Genomic DNA, 16,098 nt, shown 5'->3' with positions numbered 1-16,098 from the left:
CCTATTTCCTCCCTAGTTTTTGTAAATCAGGCTCTGGTTCTACGAGACGCAGAATCATTTCGTGATAATTACGATTAGATTCATCCTTAGTTTCATCAACAAAAGAAGATGAATTGTCTAAAAACACATAACCCAATACAGCACCAATTAAAGCATGGAATGAAATGACACTCTCTTTTCTAAAATTAAGCTTTTCACCTAATTTTATCAGATTAAAAATCTCCTGACTAATCTCAGCATCCTTGGGATATTCGTTCAAATGATACACAATACTGGACAAAGCCCGATCACTCAACAAAAAGTCACGCACCGTGTCCGCAAACTTAAGCAAGGCCTCCTTACCGGAGATCCCGATCAAATCATCCATTAACTTGTGCCGTAAGATCTTCACTTGTCTTGCACCAATTAAGGATAATAACTGCTTTCGGCCTGAAACATAGTGATAAAGTGATTGCGAACGAATATCTAATGACTTAGCCAAAGCTGGCATCGTCATCTTATCTAAGCCCTTCTCACAAATCAGCTCAGTTGCCTGATCGATGATCTTGTCCAGATCAAGATTTCTTTTTTGTGCCATTCTCATCCCTCCTTCTCCTAGCATAATAATAATATATCACTACAAAGTGAAGAATACAATCTACATAGTGTAAATAATGTAAAAAATAATAAGGCGTTTCGCCTTATTATTTATGCCTATTTATTTTCTTTTACTAAACCAATTATTAACTTGTTTGCCTAGCTTATTAAAGTTCTTATTATTGCTGCCCCAAACAGACATGCTGTAAGCATGACCGTTGCCTTGGACGATTGCTGTCGCAAAATCATCATCACCGATCGCATAAACGCCGCCACTGATGCCGTTCACCATGCTTGGCAAAGGACGTGAGCTAGCAATTGTGCTAAGCACACGACTAGCATGTTGCCGGTTAAGCACTCTACCTTGGTAAAGACCGACCATCGTCTTAGTCAAATCGTTAGCAGTCGTCTTACCATATGAATCACCGTTAAAGTTCTTGGCGATCGACGTTTGCGTTGCACCCATTCTCTTAGCTACAGAGTCAACATTATTTACGCCAACTTTTCTAAGCAAAGCGTTTGATGCAGTCTTATTTCCTTTAAGCATCCCTTCACGCAAGTAAGCAATGCCATAAGCCATATTAACCTGGAACATCTTATCGCCCTTGGTCTTGTCTGACTTCTTAATCTTAATCGCGGTTCTAGAATTAATCTTACCGTTTTGTTCTTGTTCATATAGCGCAATAAGCAAGAACAGCTTCATCGCCTTTTTAGCATCATGTGCTTTTTGCGTATTAGCGACCACGGCATAACGGCTAGAATTGGTCAAATCTTGGACAGCAACTTGGTAGCTGTCATCAACGCCCATCGTCTTCTTAATGATCTTAACCAGCTTCTTGTTGCTACCGCTTTTAGCCTTAACGTGGTTGGTATATTCAATTGAGTTAACCTTAGGTTCCTTCAGCGTCTTGACCTTTGGTTCCTTGGCTTTTTTCTTCTTATTAACCTTGCTGGTTGTTGGTCCCACAACCTTTAATTTGGCGTTATCCACGCGTTTTAAGTTAGTCGTGTACAAAAGAAATGCCACCAAGGTCGTAATAATTGCACCTATTAATACTTTATGTTTCATTTATTTGCCTCAATCTTAGAAGAAATGGTGTCGCTTCATCAGAATTACTAGCCAGATCATCAAAACCACCATCAACAGGATAATCAAAATCCAGTCAAACGAGTTTTTCAAGATTGGCAAAGAAACGTTCATCCCATAGAACCCAGTCAAAATAGTTGGAATCGTCAAAACCAATGACCACACAGTTAAGAACCGCATCGTGTCGTTCAGGTTATTGTTCATCATGTTGTTGGATGTTGCTGACAAAGTCTTCGTAACTTGTTGTGAAATCCTAACCATTTCTGCTGACTGGCTTGATTCAATTAACACGTCATCGAGTCGTTCTTTAGCTTCTTTAGTGAAGTTCAATTTACTGTGGTCCAAGCTGTGCAACATGATCAGATCAGTTTGAATAGAACTGGACAAATAAACCAAACTTTTTTCAATATTAGAAAGCTCGACCAAATCCTTGTTGTTAATGTCATCAGACAATCTTTGATCCAAGCTGTTACGCTCAACATCAAGCTGCGTAACGGCACGCTGGAAATATTGTGAAGAGTAAAGGAAGAACAGCATCAACAGTTCTGTTACATCCTTTGCTTCAGATAATCTTTCCCGCATATGTTCGTCGTTGAATTCGTCAAAAACATAACTGGTTGATTCGGTATGGAAAGTGAAGACATTTTCACCGACAACCAAGAATGTAATTGGGTGGGAAATGAAGTGCTTAATCGTATTGGTGGGCCAGATTGGTACATCATAAACTAGCAAGTGACTCTTGGTATGCAAGTCATAGTCGTAGTGAGGACGTTCATGACGGTCGGAAATATATGAAATAATATCCGGCGTAAAATTGAACTCACTTTGCAACTTATCGCTGTCTTCCTCGCTTAAATTGTTGATGTCGTACCATTTATATTTTGTTTCCACCGGGAAATTTTGTTGTCTTATCAACTGGCTCACCTCTGCATTTTTATTTACCTATAAATGTTACCATTTTTCCATAAAAAAAGCAGACCCACCACGGTCTGCTTTTAACATTAATTGCTATTTAGTTTTATTGCTTCCAAGCAGCATCAAACTTTTGCTTACCAGCGTTAATTTGGCTGTTAACATTTTGACCCTTTTGTGCTGCGGACAAAATGTTTTGCATAATGCTGTTCAATTGTTGGTATGCAGCGTTTGAGTTCTTTGAAACAGGAACACTGTACAAGTGCTTCATTGAGTCTTCAAGTTTAGCAGGAAGCTTGGTGCTCTTGTTGTTCTTGTATTCGCTTGAAGTTACAACGCTTTCGTTAACTGGAATGTAACCAGTAGCATTAGCCCACTTAAGTTGACTTGACTTAGATACCAAGAACTTAATGTACTTAAATGCGGCTGCCTTTTGATCAGCAGTTGCGTGGTTGAACATGTAAATGTCAGTACCTTGTTGCATAGTGTACTTGCCAGGACGTGGAGCAACGTCGTAAGTGAACTTGTTGCCTACACCTTGCTTAACGAAACCTTCACCTGCTGAAGTACCGATGAACATAGCAACCTTTTCGTTAGCAAATGGACCTGAAAGGTAGTGTTCTGAACCAGCCACTCTGAAGTAACCCTTCTTGATACCATCTGCGTAGTAGTTAATAACTTTCTTTGAAGCAGCACCACTGAAGTTAACCTTGTCTGAGAAGTTAATGCCTTCGTTCTTTAAGCCAAGAGTGTAGTAGTTCGAAAGTGAGTCAAAACCAGCACCTACAACCTTGTGGTTACTCTTCTTGTAAATAGTTTCTGACACTTGCTTAAGTTCTTCCATAGTGGTTGGAACTTTCTTAATGCCATACTTCTTGAACATGTCAGCGTTGTAAGTCAAAGTTTCGATTGACTTGTTAAATGGAATACCATATTGGGTACCCTTGATCTTAGCACCGTCAAGAAGTTCGGTTCTAATACCAGATGCCTTAGCGCTACCCCAACCAACATTCTTGTTGTTGATGTATGGAGTTATGTTTACAAGCATCTTGTTTTGTGCAGCATTCCAAAGCCAGCCTGGATATGCTTGGGTAATAGTTGGCAAGTTGTTTGGTGATTGCAAAGTTGAGTTGATCTTAGCTTGCAAATCATCGTAAGCACCTTGGTTTTCCAACTTAACGTTAATCTTAGGGTTCTTCTTTTCGAATTCGTTAGTCAATTGCTTCAAAGTAGAACCTTGTACACCAAGCATAGCGTTCCAAAAGACAACTGTAGTCTTCTTAGTAATCTTTGATGGAATCTTTTCTGATGAACTTGATGAAGTGTTGCTACCGCCATTTGAACAAGCAGCAGTTCCTACTAAGGCTAAAGCAGCAACGGCAGCCATAGCAAGTTTCTTACTAAACTTCATTTGGATAAATCCTCCTAAAAAAATAAAACTAAACAACAATAATCTTTAATTTTACTAAAGCGTGGCTGTTTGACCACGTTTAGGTAAAATACGTTCTCCAAATGGATTCTCTTCCAGCTCCGGATGCAATGTGTGCACCGGTACCAAAATAACTGGCTGAATCCCACCAATTATTTCTTTGAGTTCTTTTTCATCGGCGTGGCCTGAGCAACGCAATGCAATGAACTCAATTTTATTTTTAGCGAATTGCTCTACAAATGGCTTGTAGGCAGGGTCAAAGTCACCCAATGGCTCGGCATTTGAGTGGATGTAAAGGCCGCCCACTTGAAGCTTATCATAATCGCTTACAGTTTGCCATAAGTATTTATGATTATCCGCCAAAAGCTCGTCGTAGCTGACTTCAAACTCTGGATTCAAATCAGAATACTTCTTGTCTTCTGGCAAGTAGTAATATGGATAATCTTCGTTAAGACTGTCCTTAATCAAATGCGCACGCTTAGCATGCAAAACCACCTTACGTGGAGAATCAGAAATAATTCTAAGCAAACGCTCCACGTTAGTTGGGTAAGTGTTAAAGGTGATTTGGCGATCAGGGTTGGCGTTTTGCAAGCGCATGATTTCTTCAGTTAACTCCACTTCGTTCTTAGGACCAGTGAATTCTTCGCTGTTTTCATCGTGCTTTTCTTCTGGCCAAGAAACGCCAGTACCCTCAATGATCAACATATCGCTACCTTTGGCCGCTTGCATGAAGGCACGAACCCAATCTGGGTGGTAGCCATGCAAACGAATATCACCAGTGTAGGCGATTTGCTTGTCCGGTGTCTTAACTAGTAAGCCGGTTGCACCGTAAGCATCGTGGTCACTAGGGTATATTTCCAGGGTAATATCTCCCACCTTGATCGGCTTCTTATACTCAGCCGCAATGATTGGACGAGTGTAGTTCTTCTCGTGTCCAGCGGCTGGTAAAAGAAAGTCACCATTTTCATTCAAAGCAGGAAGTAAATGAGCAGTAATTGGACCTGCATAAAGTGGGATTTCAGGTGCAAGCAAGTTTAGGACCTTGCTGTGGTCCAAGTGTAAGTGTGAAATGTAAGCTGCAGAGTGTTCCCAGCGTTCAGTATCGATTGGCTTGCCCGTAATTTTTGGATCGTAAAAATTAGGCACATCCCCAATCAACTGATTTTTAATCAAAGTTTGGTAACTTTCATCTGGCAGCTTTAACTCAGGACGATATACTTCGCCTAAGTCAAACAGAACGTGTGACTTGTTATAAGCCACTTCGATCATTGGTCCACCAATTGTGGTTAAACCGTTATAAAAGGTAACGGTTGTTTTATCCTTTAAGGTCATTACGTACTACTCCTCGAATAATTTGCTTTCTAAAGATGAAGTATAAGATCAAGATTGGCAAAACGGTTAATGTAGCAGCTGCTAATTGCAATTGCGTTTCACTACCTGCATCTGAGGCAAATGAAGTTAAACCGTTGTTCAACAGTCTCATGCTGTCTTCATTGGTTACCAATAATGGCCATAGGAATGAATTCCAACCTGAAATGAAGCTCAAAAGCGCCACAGTGAACAAACCACCTTTAGACATTGGTACCAAAATTCTCCAGATGTATTCCCAGTCGCTAGCCCCGTCAATCATCGCAGCCTTGTAGATGGTTTGTGAGATTGAGCCGAAGTAGCTTTGTAAGTAGTACATGTAGAAAATTGAAGTCAAGAATGGTAATACCAAACCGATGTAGGTGTTAAGTAAGCCCATTCTGGCAATGGTGTTGTAGTTAGTGAAGATGATTGCTTCACCTGGCACCATCAAGAGTGACAAAAGAACGACTTGTACAACGCCCTTACCCTTGAACTTCAAGTTAACCATGGCAAAAGCACCAAGAAGTGCGTTAAACAAACTTACGATAGTCGTTACACTAGCCGTAATAAAGGTGTTTAAGAAGTAACGAGCAAATGGTGCTTGGGCAAAGACCTTAGCATAGTTTGACCATTCAAAGTGCTTAGGAATTAATGTTGGCGGAATCGTTGTCGTTTCTCTAAAACTCATTAGTCCGCCCAAAATCATGTAAACGAATGGAAAGACAGTAATAATCGCAAAGATTGCTAAAACGATGTAAGCAACCAAAGCACCCCAACGAATCTTCTTCATTTTTTACCGTCCCCCAATCTTTTTCATCATCTTACGTTGTAAGAAGGTTACGAACATAATGATGAGGAATAAAATTACCGTTGCAGCCATCGCTACACCTGGCGTACCTACAATTTGAAATTTGTTATAAATGTAGAACACTGCCGTTGTAGCTGAGTTTCCGACACCTGCTTGTCCGTTGAACAATGCATATACGGAAGTATAAATCTTGAATGCCGCAATAATGTTCATCGTCAATAAGAAGGCGATCGTTGGTACAAGTTGTGGCATAGTAATACGCCAGAACTTTTCAGTACCGGTTGCGCCGTACATATCGGCAATAGTGTAGTAGTTTGGATCAATGTTACGAAGAGCACCCATCAAGATAACGATGTTAAAGGCAAGTGATGTCCAAACACCAAAGATAATGATGGTTGTCAGTGACATTGATGGATCATCAATCCAGTTAGGAGCTGGCAAATGAAGTGCTCTTAATAGGAAGTTAAGCATCCCGTATTCACCATTAAAGATGTAACGGAACACGATACCAATCGCAATGGTTGAAGTAACGTAAGGCATAAAGAAAGTCGTTTCAAAGAATGACTTGTGCTTTACCTTACTGAAAATAAACCATGCGAGCATGATTGAAATAGCTAATGCTACAGGCACCGAAATTAGCGCATAAAGAATGGTGTTTCTAATTGCGCGCCAAAATTCGGGATCACTAAAGATGTATTGATAGTTGCTAAAGCCAGTCCAGTTCAAATTGATTAATGGACCGCTTTGGAAACTCATCACAAATGCCCGTAAAATTGGGTAAATACTAAAGAAAGTAACAAAGATAATTGTTGGCGCTAAAAAGAGCCAAGCTTTCTTTTGATTGCTCTTCATTAGTAGACACGCTCTCCTTCCTTAGTAAAGAGGAATACGCGATCTAGGCGCATCTTTAAGTTAACGGTGCTTCCCCTCTTAATTGGGGTTTCAAGATCAACAAGTGAACGAGCTTGAACGCCATCATGAGTAAATTTTAAAATACATTCACGGCCGATTAATTCAACATCGTCGATCTTAGCTGAAACGTGACCACTATCAGCTGGCAAAATATTTTCAGGGCGAACAGATAATGTGTATTCGCCATCAGTTAAATCATGTTTGAAACGACTTTGTTCTAAGTCATCTACGTTGATTTCAAAGTCCGAGCCGGTAATCTTGGCGTCTTTAACAGTAACTTTGAAATTATCAATTACAGGGTTACCAACGAAGTTAGCAACGAAGTAGTTATTTGGTTCAAGATAGAAGTTTTGACCCATATCGTCTTGTTGGATCACACCATTGTTGAAGAGGATGATTTTATCACCAATGGATAAAGCTTCTTCTTGGTCGTGGGTAACGAATAAAGTAGTGATGCCCACTTTTTTAACCAAGTTACGGATTTCTTCACGAATCTTCAAACGAAGACGTGCATCAAGGTTACTCAAAGGTTCGTCCATGAGCAAGATCTTAGGTTGTTGCACCAAGGCACGAGCGATTGCGACACGCTGTTGTTGACCACCTGACAAGTTACCTGGCTTTTGGTCGGCAAGTTCGGTGATTTGAGTTGTTTCCATGTACTTTTCCGCAATCTCCTTAGCCTTATCTTTAGGCATTTTTTGCTTGCCCACAGTTAAAGGAAACATAACATTTTGAAGGACTGTCATGTGTGGGTATAAAGCATAGTTCTGGAAAACGTAGCCAATTTGACGATCTTTAGGTGCTACGTTAACGACAGACTTGCCATCAAAAAGAATATCGCCACTGGTTGGGTTAAGTAAACCAGCAAGCATGTTCAAAATGGTTGTCTTACCACAACCTGAAGGTCCAAGTAAACAAACAAGGTCGCCTTTCTTAACTGAGAAGCTAACGTCCTTGATTGCTTCGTGACCATTGTCGTAAACCTTTTTAAGGTTCTTTACTTCAACAAATTTATCATCATTCATAAGTTTCACACACCACTATATATTGATTTAAGTTTATAAATTTATCTATTAATTTTAAGCTAAAAAGACACAAAAAACAAATAATTCAGTAAAAAAATTCGTGGTTTCTCAGTGTTGGTGAAATAAACCTCTCTCAGTATTCGCGTTTTATTTGTATTCAAGCCTTTGCATAGTTGTATTTTGCTTTTTTGTTCGGGTTTGCTAAATATTGTGGTACGTACCCAAAAAATAGGTCATGAAATTAATTTTCATGACCTATTTTTTCTAAATTATTTATTTTTTTATAAATTGTCGCCGCGTTCAAATTGGTACTTAGAACTGTTCAAAGCTTGTCTTACCAATTTGCTCATTAATTCCTTGGTCTTCTTGGTAATTACGCCGGCAGTAACATCGTTGGCGTTAGTCAAATACTTGATTAATTCAGTACCGTCAAGCTCCTTGGCTTTTTCATCAATGGCATCGATACGACCGATACCGTAGCTTTGGCAATCGTCACGGTAAGCATTTACTTCATAAATGTATTGGTGGTAACGTGGTTCAACGATTACTTGCAAAGTCTTGTAAAGCCAGTAAGCACTGCTGTCTGGATCAACCATGTGCTCAGCAACCTTGTAGTTAAGTGGCGTATCTTCGATGTTGGTATAGAAAGGAACGTATGGTGAGTATGCGTAAAAGCCCATGTTGATCCATTGAATAGCAGCCATCTTAGTTGGAACATCGTTTCTGATTTGCAAGATGCTTGATTCTTGGTTTCTGTCTAATGCGATTGAACGGAACATCTTTTGTTCTTTTTCAGTGCCGGATGAGAAAGTATCCATTGGATCATATGGGGTGCCGTTGTAGTGACTAGTCAAAAATCTTTGCACGTCTTCAACGCCAATCTTCTTTTCAGGAACGCGAGTAAATGGCATTTCTTGGCTAGTTGGATCTTGTTCAATACTTGGGTTAAACAACTTTTGACCGTACCAAGTTCTTGGGGTGTTGTAGAAAGCATCAGCTTCATCCTTAGTACCAAAGATATCACGGAAGTTGAAACTACCATCGGTACTATTGTTCAAGTGGTTCTTTTCAACGAATTCTTGGAGGCCTTTGCTGTACATAAAGTTGTCTGGATCATTAAAGTCAACGTTTTGGATAACCATAATGTTAGGACAAATTGCGTATGAATCGTCAGGAACACGAGCAGCTACCCATTGGTGACCAGCGCCAGTTTCAAGGTACCAAACTTCCTTGTTGTCTGAAAATGCGATACCGTTGCTTTCACCAGTACCATATTTTTCAATCAAACGACCTAAACGCTTAACACCTTCACGTGCAGTCTTAACGAATGGCAAAGTGATGTAAACCATTGAATCTTCGTTAATACCGTCTTCAACGAGTGGGTCGTGACCTAGGCAGCGAGCGTTGGTTGCTTCAGTTTCGGTAGCTGACATAGCGACGTTATATTCGTTGATACCTTGTTCGTCCCAACGACCTTCTGAATCATCAGCAGTTGGAGCAGCAGTCCACTTGCAGCCATCACCTTCAAGGTGCATCTTGAAGCCGTTGTATTTTGAAACATAATCTTCATCGTAGTGGCGAGCCTTGTTTACGACAAACAGCTTTTCGTTAATGCCGCCGTAACCGTCTTCGTCACGAGCGATCATAGTTGAGCCATCGATTGAAGCATCTTTACCGACAAGCATTGCGGTACAGTTATCTTTTTTCATTAATATGTACTCCCTTTTAAAAATTTATATCTACATTTTACTCTTCATTGACCTGCATTTGGCGATCAACTTTAGCTCTACCATTATTATAGTTAAATTGATAGCCAGGTTGAATATTATACAGATAAACATTGAAGTCCAGCGTGCCATCAGTTGAAACGGCCTGCAGGTTAACTCCGCGCGCCATTAGTTCATTGCCTCTGAATACAGCAGTGGCTTGATAAATCACGCGTTTATTTTCTCTCAGAGCTTTTCTAACTTTAGCTTCAAAAATGGTTTGAATTCGTTGGTTAGAAAAAGCCGATTGGGTAAACAGGTTCTTAGGGTTGTTCTGGTCCCCGGATTGGTTGCTTGGATCGTAGTTACCGCTTTGGTCGATACCAGCGGAAACCGAATAAGCGATCAGGTGACCACGGTTATAAATCTGCGTGCCGTTTCTGTGGTTGTAATGCCAACCAGTCGGTTCTACGAACTGCCGCACACGCAAACTATCATTAGCCACGTTGCGCCGCTCCAAAAAGGCAGTATTGGAACGTGAAGTTCTATTCAGCGAATCAAGGTTTGAATAAATTACTCGGTTGATCTTCCAAGAGCTTTTAACTAAGGTCGAACGATTATGGTTCACTTCGGTATATGCCCTAGAGCCACTCTTGAAATTCAAATCAGCTAGCTTTTTATAATCGCTTTGCGATAGCCCGCCATAGACCTTATTGCTTTTTGAAGCACTCTTGATAGTATTGGTTACTTGGTCATTGCTATTGCCAGTTACATTTTTAATAAATTGGCTACCATTAGGATCGCTGCCAGCTTTAGTAAATACTCCCCAGGCAATAGCGATAATTACAATAATCGATGAAAAAACAGTACTCTGTTTTCTGCGTCGTCTTCTTCTTGCCATAAAAATCCTCTAACTTCGTGCCCAGTCATCAAGCATCCCTAAAAAGAAGCTTTCTGACAAACGCTTAATCTTGGCACCATCTTTAATCAAATCACGTGCCGTATTCAAATCTTCGTTGTCTTTTCTAAAGAAATCATGGTCACCCATAATCAGATAATTGGTCATTGGGTTAACCTTATCTTCGACCTTACCACCCATGTTGCCAATCATCTTGTCGGCGTCTTGTTCATCCATATGAATGTGACCTGATAAAACGATGTTTTTATTTTGGACCGGATTTCTAAAACCGAGATCAATGTAATCGACATCGTCGCCAGTTAAATCAACGTTCTTGATCTTGTTACGTGTCGCTTCAAGCAAATCATCGGTGAAGTGCGCACTAAAGTCGTTATAGACCTTGATCGTATCAAGCGAGTCGGCTAAACCGTGGTGCTCCTCTACTTGCGCGATACCAGCACGCTGCATGCAGTCAATCAAACGATTGTGGCGTTCGCGTGGATAGTACGCTCTGGCTAAGCGTAACACATCGACGTAATCATTATTTAAGATTGGCAACTTGTACTTTTGACTTAAATCATATAAAAAGTTCAGATCAAAGTTGACGTTATAACCAATGATAATGTCGTCATCGATGAACTCACGGAATTCCTTAATCGCTTGTTCAGCAGGAATCCCCTCATTAACGATTTGTTCTTCAGTAATGCCATTCAATTTGGTAATAAAAGCAGGCACCTTATTGTTCTTAGGGAACTTGATCAAATTAGTATATTGGTCAACGATTTGGCCGTTTCTGACCTTCACTGCACCAAGTTCTGTAATGCGGTCTCTGTATGGACTCAGGCCAGTCGTTTCAATATCCAGCATGGTGTAATTAGACAAAAAGTCAGGTATTTCTTGCCCTTTTTGCCGCAACTTATCTTGGGCACCGGGAACATGCAGAATCCCGTTTTTTACGTAAATACTCATTTCTCACCTATTTAGTTAATTTCATCATCATATCGTGTGAATCTGTGGCAAAACCAGCTGATCTCTTTTGAATATCGTCTGGTAAATCATTATCGGCTAAATCTGCAGCAACGTAATGCCAATTAGGGAACTGTTCAACTAGCTTAACCATTGGATCAAGCAGTTGTGGACTGGTTTCATCAACGCCGAGTTCTAAGACAACGACCTTCTTGTCTTCGTTACCGGTTAAGAACCAACGGAAGCGCGTATTGGCATCGGTGTCTGGGAAGAAATTGGCGTTAAGTGGCATGTGCAATTCCATTGGAGAATTACAATCCTCACACTTTGGCACTTCACCTTTTCCTTCTAAATACTTCTTAACGACTTCACGATCATCCTTTTGACCATGGTTCACGCCGCTAGAACATTGCATTCTGGTCCAGTCACCGAAGGCATTGAAGATGCGTTTTTCGTTAAAACCAGCATTTTCAAAGAAGTGACCGAAAGTGCTAGTAGCGATGAAGTATTGCTTATCTTTGAGCAGCTCCTTTAAAGCCAACATAGTTTCACTTGGCTCATATTCAAGCGAATATTCGTTGACCAGTTGACTCCAGAAAGCCCATTGTTCATCCCAAGTGTCAAACTTCTTGTCGAGGGCATCCCCGATTGTATGCACATCGTACTTGTCAGCAACCTTGCCATATTCATCATCAAAGTTTTCCTCGCTTAAAATGTCGAGGCCTTCCTCTTTAGCCATGCCATTACCAGCAGTGACGATCACGGCATCAGCATCTTTCAGCCATTCTTTTACCTTAGTTAAATCTGTCATTATGATTCTCTTTTCCTAATTATTTTGTATAACCTGTAAAATGCAGTTTTCCATCAATGTATTCGCCTAAAAAGACATCATTAACATTATTATAACCTGCTTTTTCTACTTCATGCTCGAGCCAAGACTCGTCTTTGTGAATCAACTCCAGCACATCGACGTTGGACTGCCCATCGCTAATAATTGGAAAACGGATATTAGCCTCATCATTTTCAATAATAGTTAATTGCCCGTTTTGTTCAAAAATACAGTTCTTCACTTTTTCAACAGAATAAATTCCGCGGCTTCTGAGTTTAAACATCAATTCATTAGCGGAAATTCCTGCCTTCATACAGTTGCCGACTAAGACTTTGCCATTTTTGATCACTTGAACGGGCTTGCCGTCAATAATGCCACGAATCCAGCTGTTGTGGTCGCGGCTGAATTTCAGGATGAAGGCGACTAACATCAGAATTTAGAAAATGGCCCGATCCGTATTCTGATTAAGACTCCTTTCTAATTTGGTCCATTCTAACATACGCAAAAAAAGCAGTGCTTTCGCACTACTTTTCAAATCTACTTACCGTTCTTCTTATCTTTTCTGTTAACTTTTGCGCTAGCCTTACGTCTTCTTGAAGCGCCCAAGCCTGTGATACCCATTGTGGCTGCCAATGCTCCAAGAACTCCTGCAGCTTCAGCCTTCTTATCACCTGTTTCAGGTAAAGTCTCTTCATTTTGACTCTTTTCAGCTACTTCGGTTGATTCGTCTGAAATGCCCTCTGTGGTTGAAACTGTTTCTGGAGTTTTAGCTTCATCAGAAACCGTTGCAGCTTTGACTGGAGCTACCTTAGCCGTACCTGTACCCTTGTTTTCCTTACCTGGTTCTGTAGAAGCATGTGGTGTTAAAATTTCATCTTCTTCATCGAATTCAGGTTGGTGTGGGTATTCATCTTCTTCTGGAAGAGGATCTGGAGTTGGTTCAGGTTCTGGATCAGGAGTAGGTGTTGGGTCTGGGTCTGGAGTTGTAGTATTTGGTCTGTAGACCACAGTATCTTCTTCATCCAGATTATTTCCATAGTTGTCATTGGTTACTGTAATGTAGTATGGACCTACTTCTAGATGATCAGCTGTGTAGCCCTCAATTACAGGACTTACAACTGTTACAAATGTCTGTGTCTTTGTCCATTCACCGTCCCAAGTAATCTCTCCAGTTACTAAATCTTTAGTACCTGTTTGAACAAAGTGCAATGTTTCATTATAATCTTCGTGAGCAGTAGTACCGTCTTCATAATTGTAGTGAATTACTTGGTTAACATCCATATGACGATGCTCTGTCTCAGTGTTATGAGTCAAGTAAACATAGTGGTGTTGTGGGTCATCCTTAATAGTACCCTTCAAAGCTTCAGGTACATACATTTCAGCCAAAACATAACCAGCACTCGCCCAATCCCACAATGTGTTTTGGTATTCATCACCAATAGCCAAATATTCAATATGTTGAACATGCTCACCCAACTCAGTACCATGTCCTAGACTTACATGATCAAAGCCACTTGTTACACCATTTTGAATATCATTATATACATCAACGTAGTGAATATGTACACTAGAATTTTTATTTAATACTATTTGCTTCTTTTCAACTTCGATTTTTAACGTTGGTCTTTCAGGGGCCTTACCTGGATGCACTGCATCCAAAGTCATTTTAGGAATAGAAGTTGAATAAGTTGCCCAAGCTGCACCTATACCTGTACTGAATCTAATCTTAATTTTCTTACCGTGAACTTTGAATAAGCCGGCACCAAAGATTGCTTTTTTATTATCGTTAGAGTTATCCCAATTAATATACTTATTAATAATGGCTCTATTAGTTTCAGTGTCTCCCCAAGCATTTATTGCTGCTTGAGTTTGTTTTCTTATGGTCTTATCGTTAACGTCTCCATAGATTACCAACACTTCATTGTTCTTCTCTGAATAAAGAACATCGCCACCATAAATTCCGGCACCCTCATGTACTTTTACCGTAGATTCAGGTAAAGCAAGACCGCTTCCGCCATACTCATTATGTTCTTTGTCATTAATAATTTCGGCTTTTTCAATGTACTTACTACCTGTACCCTCACTGTTCAAAGAGCCTGCCGTAATATATGCGGTGCCATCCTTCAAATCAATCGGATTACCTTCTTTATCGTACAAAGTAATATCTACGGTTACACCATCACTATGAACATACCAGAAACCATCCGTTAATTTATTGTTGAAATAAATACCTGATGGATCATATTTATCTCTTTCATAGTTTGGCTTCCAACCACTAAATGAAACTAAAATTTTTTCAATATCAACATTGCCATATTTTGAATTTTGAAAACCTGTATATTCAAGTCTAAGAAATTCACCAAGTGTTTCTTTATTAATTTTATAAAATTGATCTAGTACTACTTGAGTATCCGGATTAGTTCCTATAGTTTTATTACCAGTTCCTACTGTTACATTATCGCCTTTATACACTACAGTAACTTTTGAACTTTCATTTGGATCCAAAATTAAATCTTGCGATACTTTATCAATATCAACGTCATTTTCATCCCAAAGCCCATATTTTTTTAGTTCTTCAATATAGTCTGCTTTCTTTTGGTTATATTCAGCCAATTTTTTCTTATATTCTACAGATTCCTTATTGTATTTTTTAAGTTCAGTCCTATATTGTTCTAAAGCTTTATTAATCTTATCAAGTTGCTTTTGAATATGTTCCTCAAGTTTTCCTTCAGCATCCTTAATACCACTAACATTGGTTGTGATGTCTTCTCCATTTGCAACATCAACTTCTACGCCTTCGCCTTTGGCATTTTCAATAGCCTCATCTAACTTGCCATTATTTGTATTGTTGATGTTTTCAACATCATTTTTAGCATCATCATAAGTTGGAGTTTTAGTCTCTTCCTTAGGAATTTCCTCATTTGAAGTATTACCAGTTGTTGATACTTGCTCAGTAGTCGTCTCAGTACTTTGAGTTTCGAGCTGACTTGTGCCTTCAGTTGAAGTTGTATCAACAGTTGTGTCATTAGTTGCTACAGATTCAGAATTGGTAGATGCAGTTTCAGTTGATGTATCTGTTACTACATCATTTGAAGTTTCAGTACTTTCATCTGAAATCACTTCACCATTTTGATCTTCAGTACTATTAGTTCTTGGTTGCACGCTAATTCTTACCTTAGTCTTTTCAGAACTAAGAACATTTGCGCTTTCTACTTCAGCAATCTCATCTTCACGATATCCTGAAGCCTTAACAACATGAGTGTTTGCGCCTGTCATAATTCCAACACCCAAAAGTGCAGAAGCCGCACCAGCCGCAGCCTTCTTAGCTCTAGGGCTCATTTCCTTATGATCTTCGTGATTCTTGTGATATCTCTTCATCTTCTTTTTAAAATTTTTCTTAGATGTCATTTTCATGGCCTCCTATTATGTATACGTATCAAATTAATTATACTTTTGATACTTATACATTATCATGAAACCATTTTCATGAATAGTGACACATCGTCTCTTTTTAAATTTCTTAAAGATTTTCAGAAAACACTTATGTACGAAAAAAACGCCACCGAAATTCGATAACGTTTCCTTTTTATATTGAATTGA

13 protein-coding genes and 1 pseudogene are annotated in these 16,098 nt (G+C 39.6%); all 14 read right to left on the bottom strand.

The features are described from left to right. Window position 1: 1 nt before the first annotated feature. Entirely contained in the window at window positions 2–577 is a 576-nt protein-coding gene (locus tag LA20531_RS07830) for a TetR/AcrR family transcriptional regulator (protein WP_056939824.1), read from the bottom strand. Between the two features lie 120 nt (window positions 578–697). Continuing rightward, window positions 698–1,645 (bottom strand): serine hydrolase, encoded by a 948-nt coding sequence (locus tag LA20531_RS07825; protein WP_056939825.1) that lies wholly within the window; start codon window positions 1,643–1,645, stop codon window positions 698–700. A 15-nt stretch (window positions 1,646–1,660) separates the two neighbouring features. Continuing rightward, window positions 1,661–2,578 carry a magnesium transporter CorA family protein gene (locus tag LA20531_RS07820; RefSeq protein WP_056939826.1) on the bottom strand — a complete coding sequence of 306 codons (918 nt, stop codon included), beginning with the start codon at window positions 2,576–2,578 and terminating at the stop codon, window positions 1,661–1,663. 103 nt (window positions 2,579–2,681) lie between these two features. Continuing rightward, a complete protein-coding gene (locus LA20531_RS07815; protein ID WP_056939827.1) occupies window positions 2,682–3,986 on the bottom strand; it encodes an extracellular solute-binding protein in 1,305 nt (434 codons plus the stop codon). 54 nt (window positions 3,987–4,040) lie between these two features. Beyond that, complete coding sequence (locus LA20531_RS07810) at window positions 4,041–5,336, bottom strand: MBL fold metallo-hydrolase (RefSeq protein WP_056939828.1); 1,296 nt, start codon at window positions 5,334–5,336, stop codon at window positions 4,041–4,043. Next, entirely contained in the window at window positions 5,320–6,144 is an 825-nt protein-coding gene (locus tag LA20531_RS07805) for a carbohydrate ABC transporter permease (RefSeq protein ID WP_013438528.1), read from the bottom strand. The genes LA20531_RS07810 and LA20531_RS07805 overlap by 17 nt, the downstream gene beginning before the upstream one ends. 3 nt (window positions 6,145–6,147) lie before the next feature. After that, window positions 6,148–7,014, bottom strand: coding sequence for a carbohydrate ABC transporter permease (locus LA20531_RS07800; protein ID WP_013438529.1), 867 nt, complete (start codon window positions 7,012–7,014; stop codon window positions 6,148–6,150). Beyond that, window positions 7,014–8,099, bottom strand: a complete 1,086-nt coding sequence (locus LA20531_RS07795; RefSeq protein ID WP_056939829.1) for an ABC transporter ATP-binding protein — start codon at window positions 8,097–8,099, stop codon at window positions 7,014–7,016. Before LA20531_RS07795 ends, LA20531_RS07800 begins: the two co-directional genes overlap by 1 nt. A 281-nt stretch (window positions 8,100–8,380) precedes the next feature. Then, window positions 8,381–9,808, bottom strand: a complete 1,428-nt coding sequence (locus LA20531_RS07790; RefSeq protein WP_014566113.1) for a C69 family dipeptidase — start codon at window positions 9,806–9,808, stop codon at window positions 8,381–8,383. Window positions 9,809–9,845: 37 nt separating this feature from the next. Next, on the bottom strand, window positions 9,846–10,706 hold the full coding sequence (locus LA20531_RS07785; RefSeq protein WP_013438532.1) for a DNA/RNA non-specific endonuclease: 861 nt from the start codon (window positions 10,704–10,706) through the stop codon (window positions 9,846–9,848). A 9-nt stretch (window positions 10,707–10,715) separates the two neighbouring features. Continuing rightward, window positions 10,716–11,672, bottom strand: coding sequence for an exonuclease domain-containing protein (locus LA20531_RS07780; RefSeq protein ID WP_013438533.1), 957 nt, complete (start codon window positions 11,670–11,672; stop codon window positions 10,716–10,718). 7 nt (window positions 11,673–11,679) lie between these two features. After that, window positions 11,680–12,480 carry an SIR2 family NAD-dependent protein deacylase gene (locus LA20531_RS07775; protein WP_013438534.1) on the bottom strand — a complete coding sequence of 267 codons (801 nt, stop codon included), beginning with the start codon at window positions 12,478–12,480 and terminating at the stop codon, window positions 11,680–11,682. 19 nt (window positions 12,481–12,499) lie between these two features. Then, window positions 12,500–12,925, bottom strand: a pseudogene (locus LA20531_RS07770) (DUF421 domain-containing protein); the annotation flags it as partial. Window positions 12,926–13,035: 110 nt separating this feature from the next. Further along, entirely contained in the window at window positions 13,036–15,906 is a 2,871-nt protein-coding gene (locus LA20531_RS07765; protein ID WP_056939830.1) for a mucin-binding protein, read from the bottom strand. Between the last annotated feature and the right edge of the window lie 192 nt (window positions 15,907–16,098).

This window comes from Lactobacillus amylovorus DSM 20531 (assembly GCF_002706375.1).
In the GTDB taxonomy this organism is placed as follows: Bacteria; Bacillota; Bacilli; order Lactobacillales; family Lactobacillaceae; genus Lactobacillus; species Lactobacillus amylovorus.
The sequence above is the reverse complement of the archived record's forward strand: the minus strand, read 5'-3'. Positions and strand labels throughout refer to the sequence as shown.

What these genes read in the sequence shown, in the direction of transcription:
- LA20531_RS07810 (WP_056939828.1), bottom strand. Translation starts at nt 5,336, where the DNA reads ATGACCTTAAAGGATAAAACAACCGTTACCTTTTATAACGGTTTAACC.
- LA20531_RS07800 (WP_013438529.1), bottom strand. Translation starts at nt 7,014, where the DNA reads ATGAAGAGCAATCAAAAGAAAGCTTGGCTCTTTTTAGCGCCAACAATT.
- LA20531_RS07795 (WP_056939829.1), bottom strand. Translation starts at nt 8,099, where the DNA reads ATGAATGATGATAAATTTGTTGAAGTAAAGAACCTTAAAAAGGTTTAC.
- LA20531_RS07785 (WP_013438532.1), bottom strand. Translation starts at nt 10,706, where the DNA reads ATGGCAAGAAGAAGACGACGCAGAAAACAGAGTACTGTTTTTTCATCG.
- LA20531_RS07830 (WP_056939824.1), bottom strand. Translation starts at nt 577, where the DNA reads ATGGCACAAAAAAGAAATCTTGATCTGGACAAGATCATCGATCAGGCA.
- LA20531_RS07775 (WP_013438534.1), bottom strand. Translation starts at nt 12,480, where the DNA reads ATGACAGATTTAACTAAGGTAAAAGAATGGCTGAAAGATGCTGATGCC.
- LA20531_RS07815 (WP_056939827.1), bottom strand. Translation starts at nt 3,986, where the DNA reads ATGAAGTTTAGTAAGAAACTTGCTATGGCTGCCGTTGCTGCTTTAGCC.
- LA20531_RS07805 (WP_013438528.1), bottom strand. Translation starts at nt 6,144, where the DNA reads ATGAAGAAGATTCGTTGGGGTGCTTTGGTTGCTTACATCGTTTTAGCA.
- LA20531_RS07780 (WP_013438533.1), bottom strand. Translation starts at nt 11,672, where the DNA reads ATGAGTATTTACGTAAAAAACGGGATTCTGCATGTTCCCGGTGCCCAA.
- LA20531_RS07765 (WP_056939830.1), bottom strand. Translation starts at nt 15,906, where the DNA reads ATGACATCTAAGAAAAATTTTAAAAAGAAGATGAAGAGATATCACAAG.
- LA20531_RS07790 (WP_014566113.1), bottom strand. Translation starts at nt 9,808, where the DNA reads ATGAAAAAAGATAACTGTACCGCAATGCTTGTCGGTAAAGATGCTTCA.
- LA20531_RS07825 (WP_056939825.1), bottom strand. Translation starts at nt 1,645, where the DNA reads ATGAAACATAAAGTATTAATAGGTGCAATTATTACGACCTTGGTGGCA.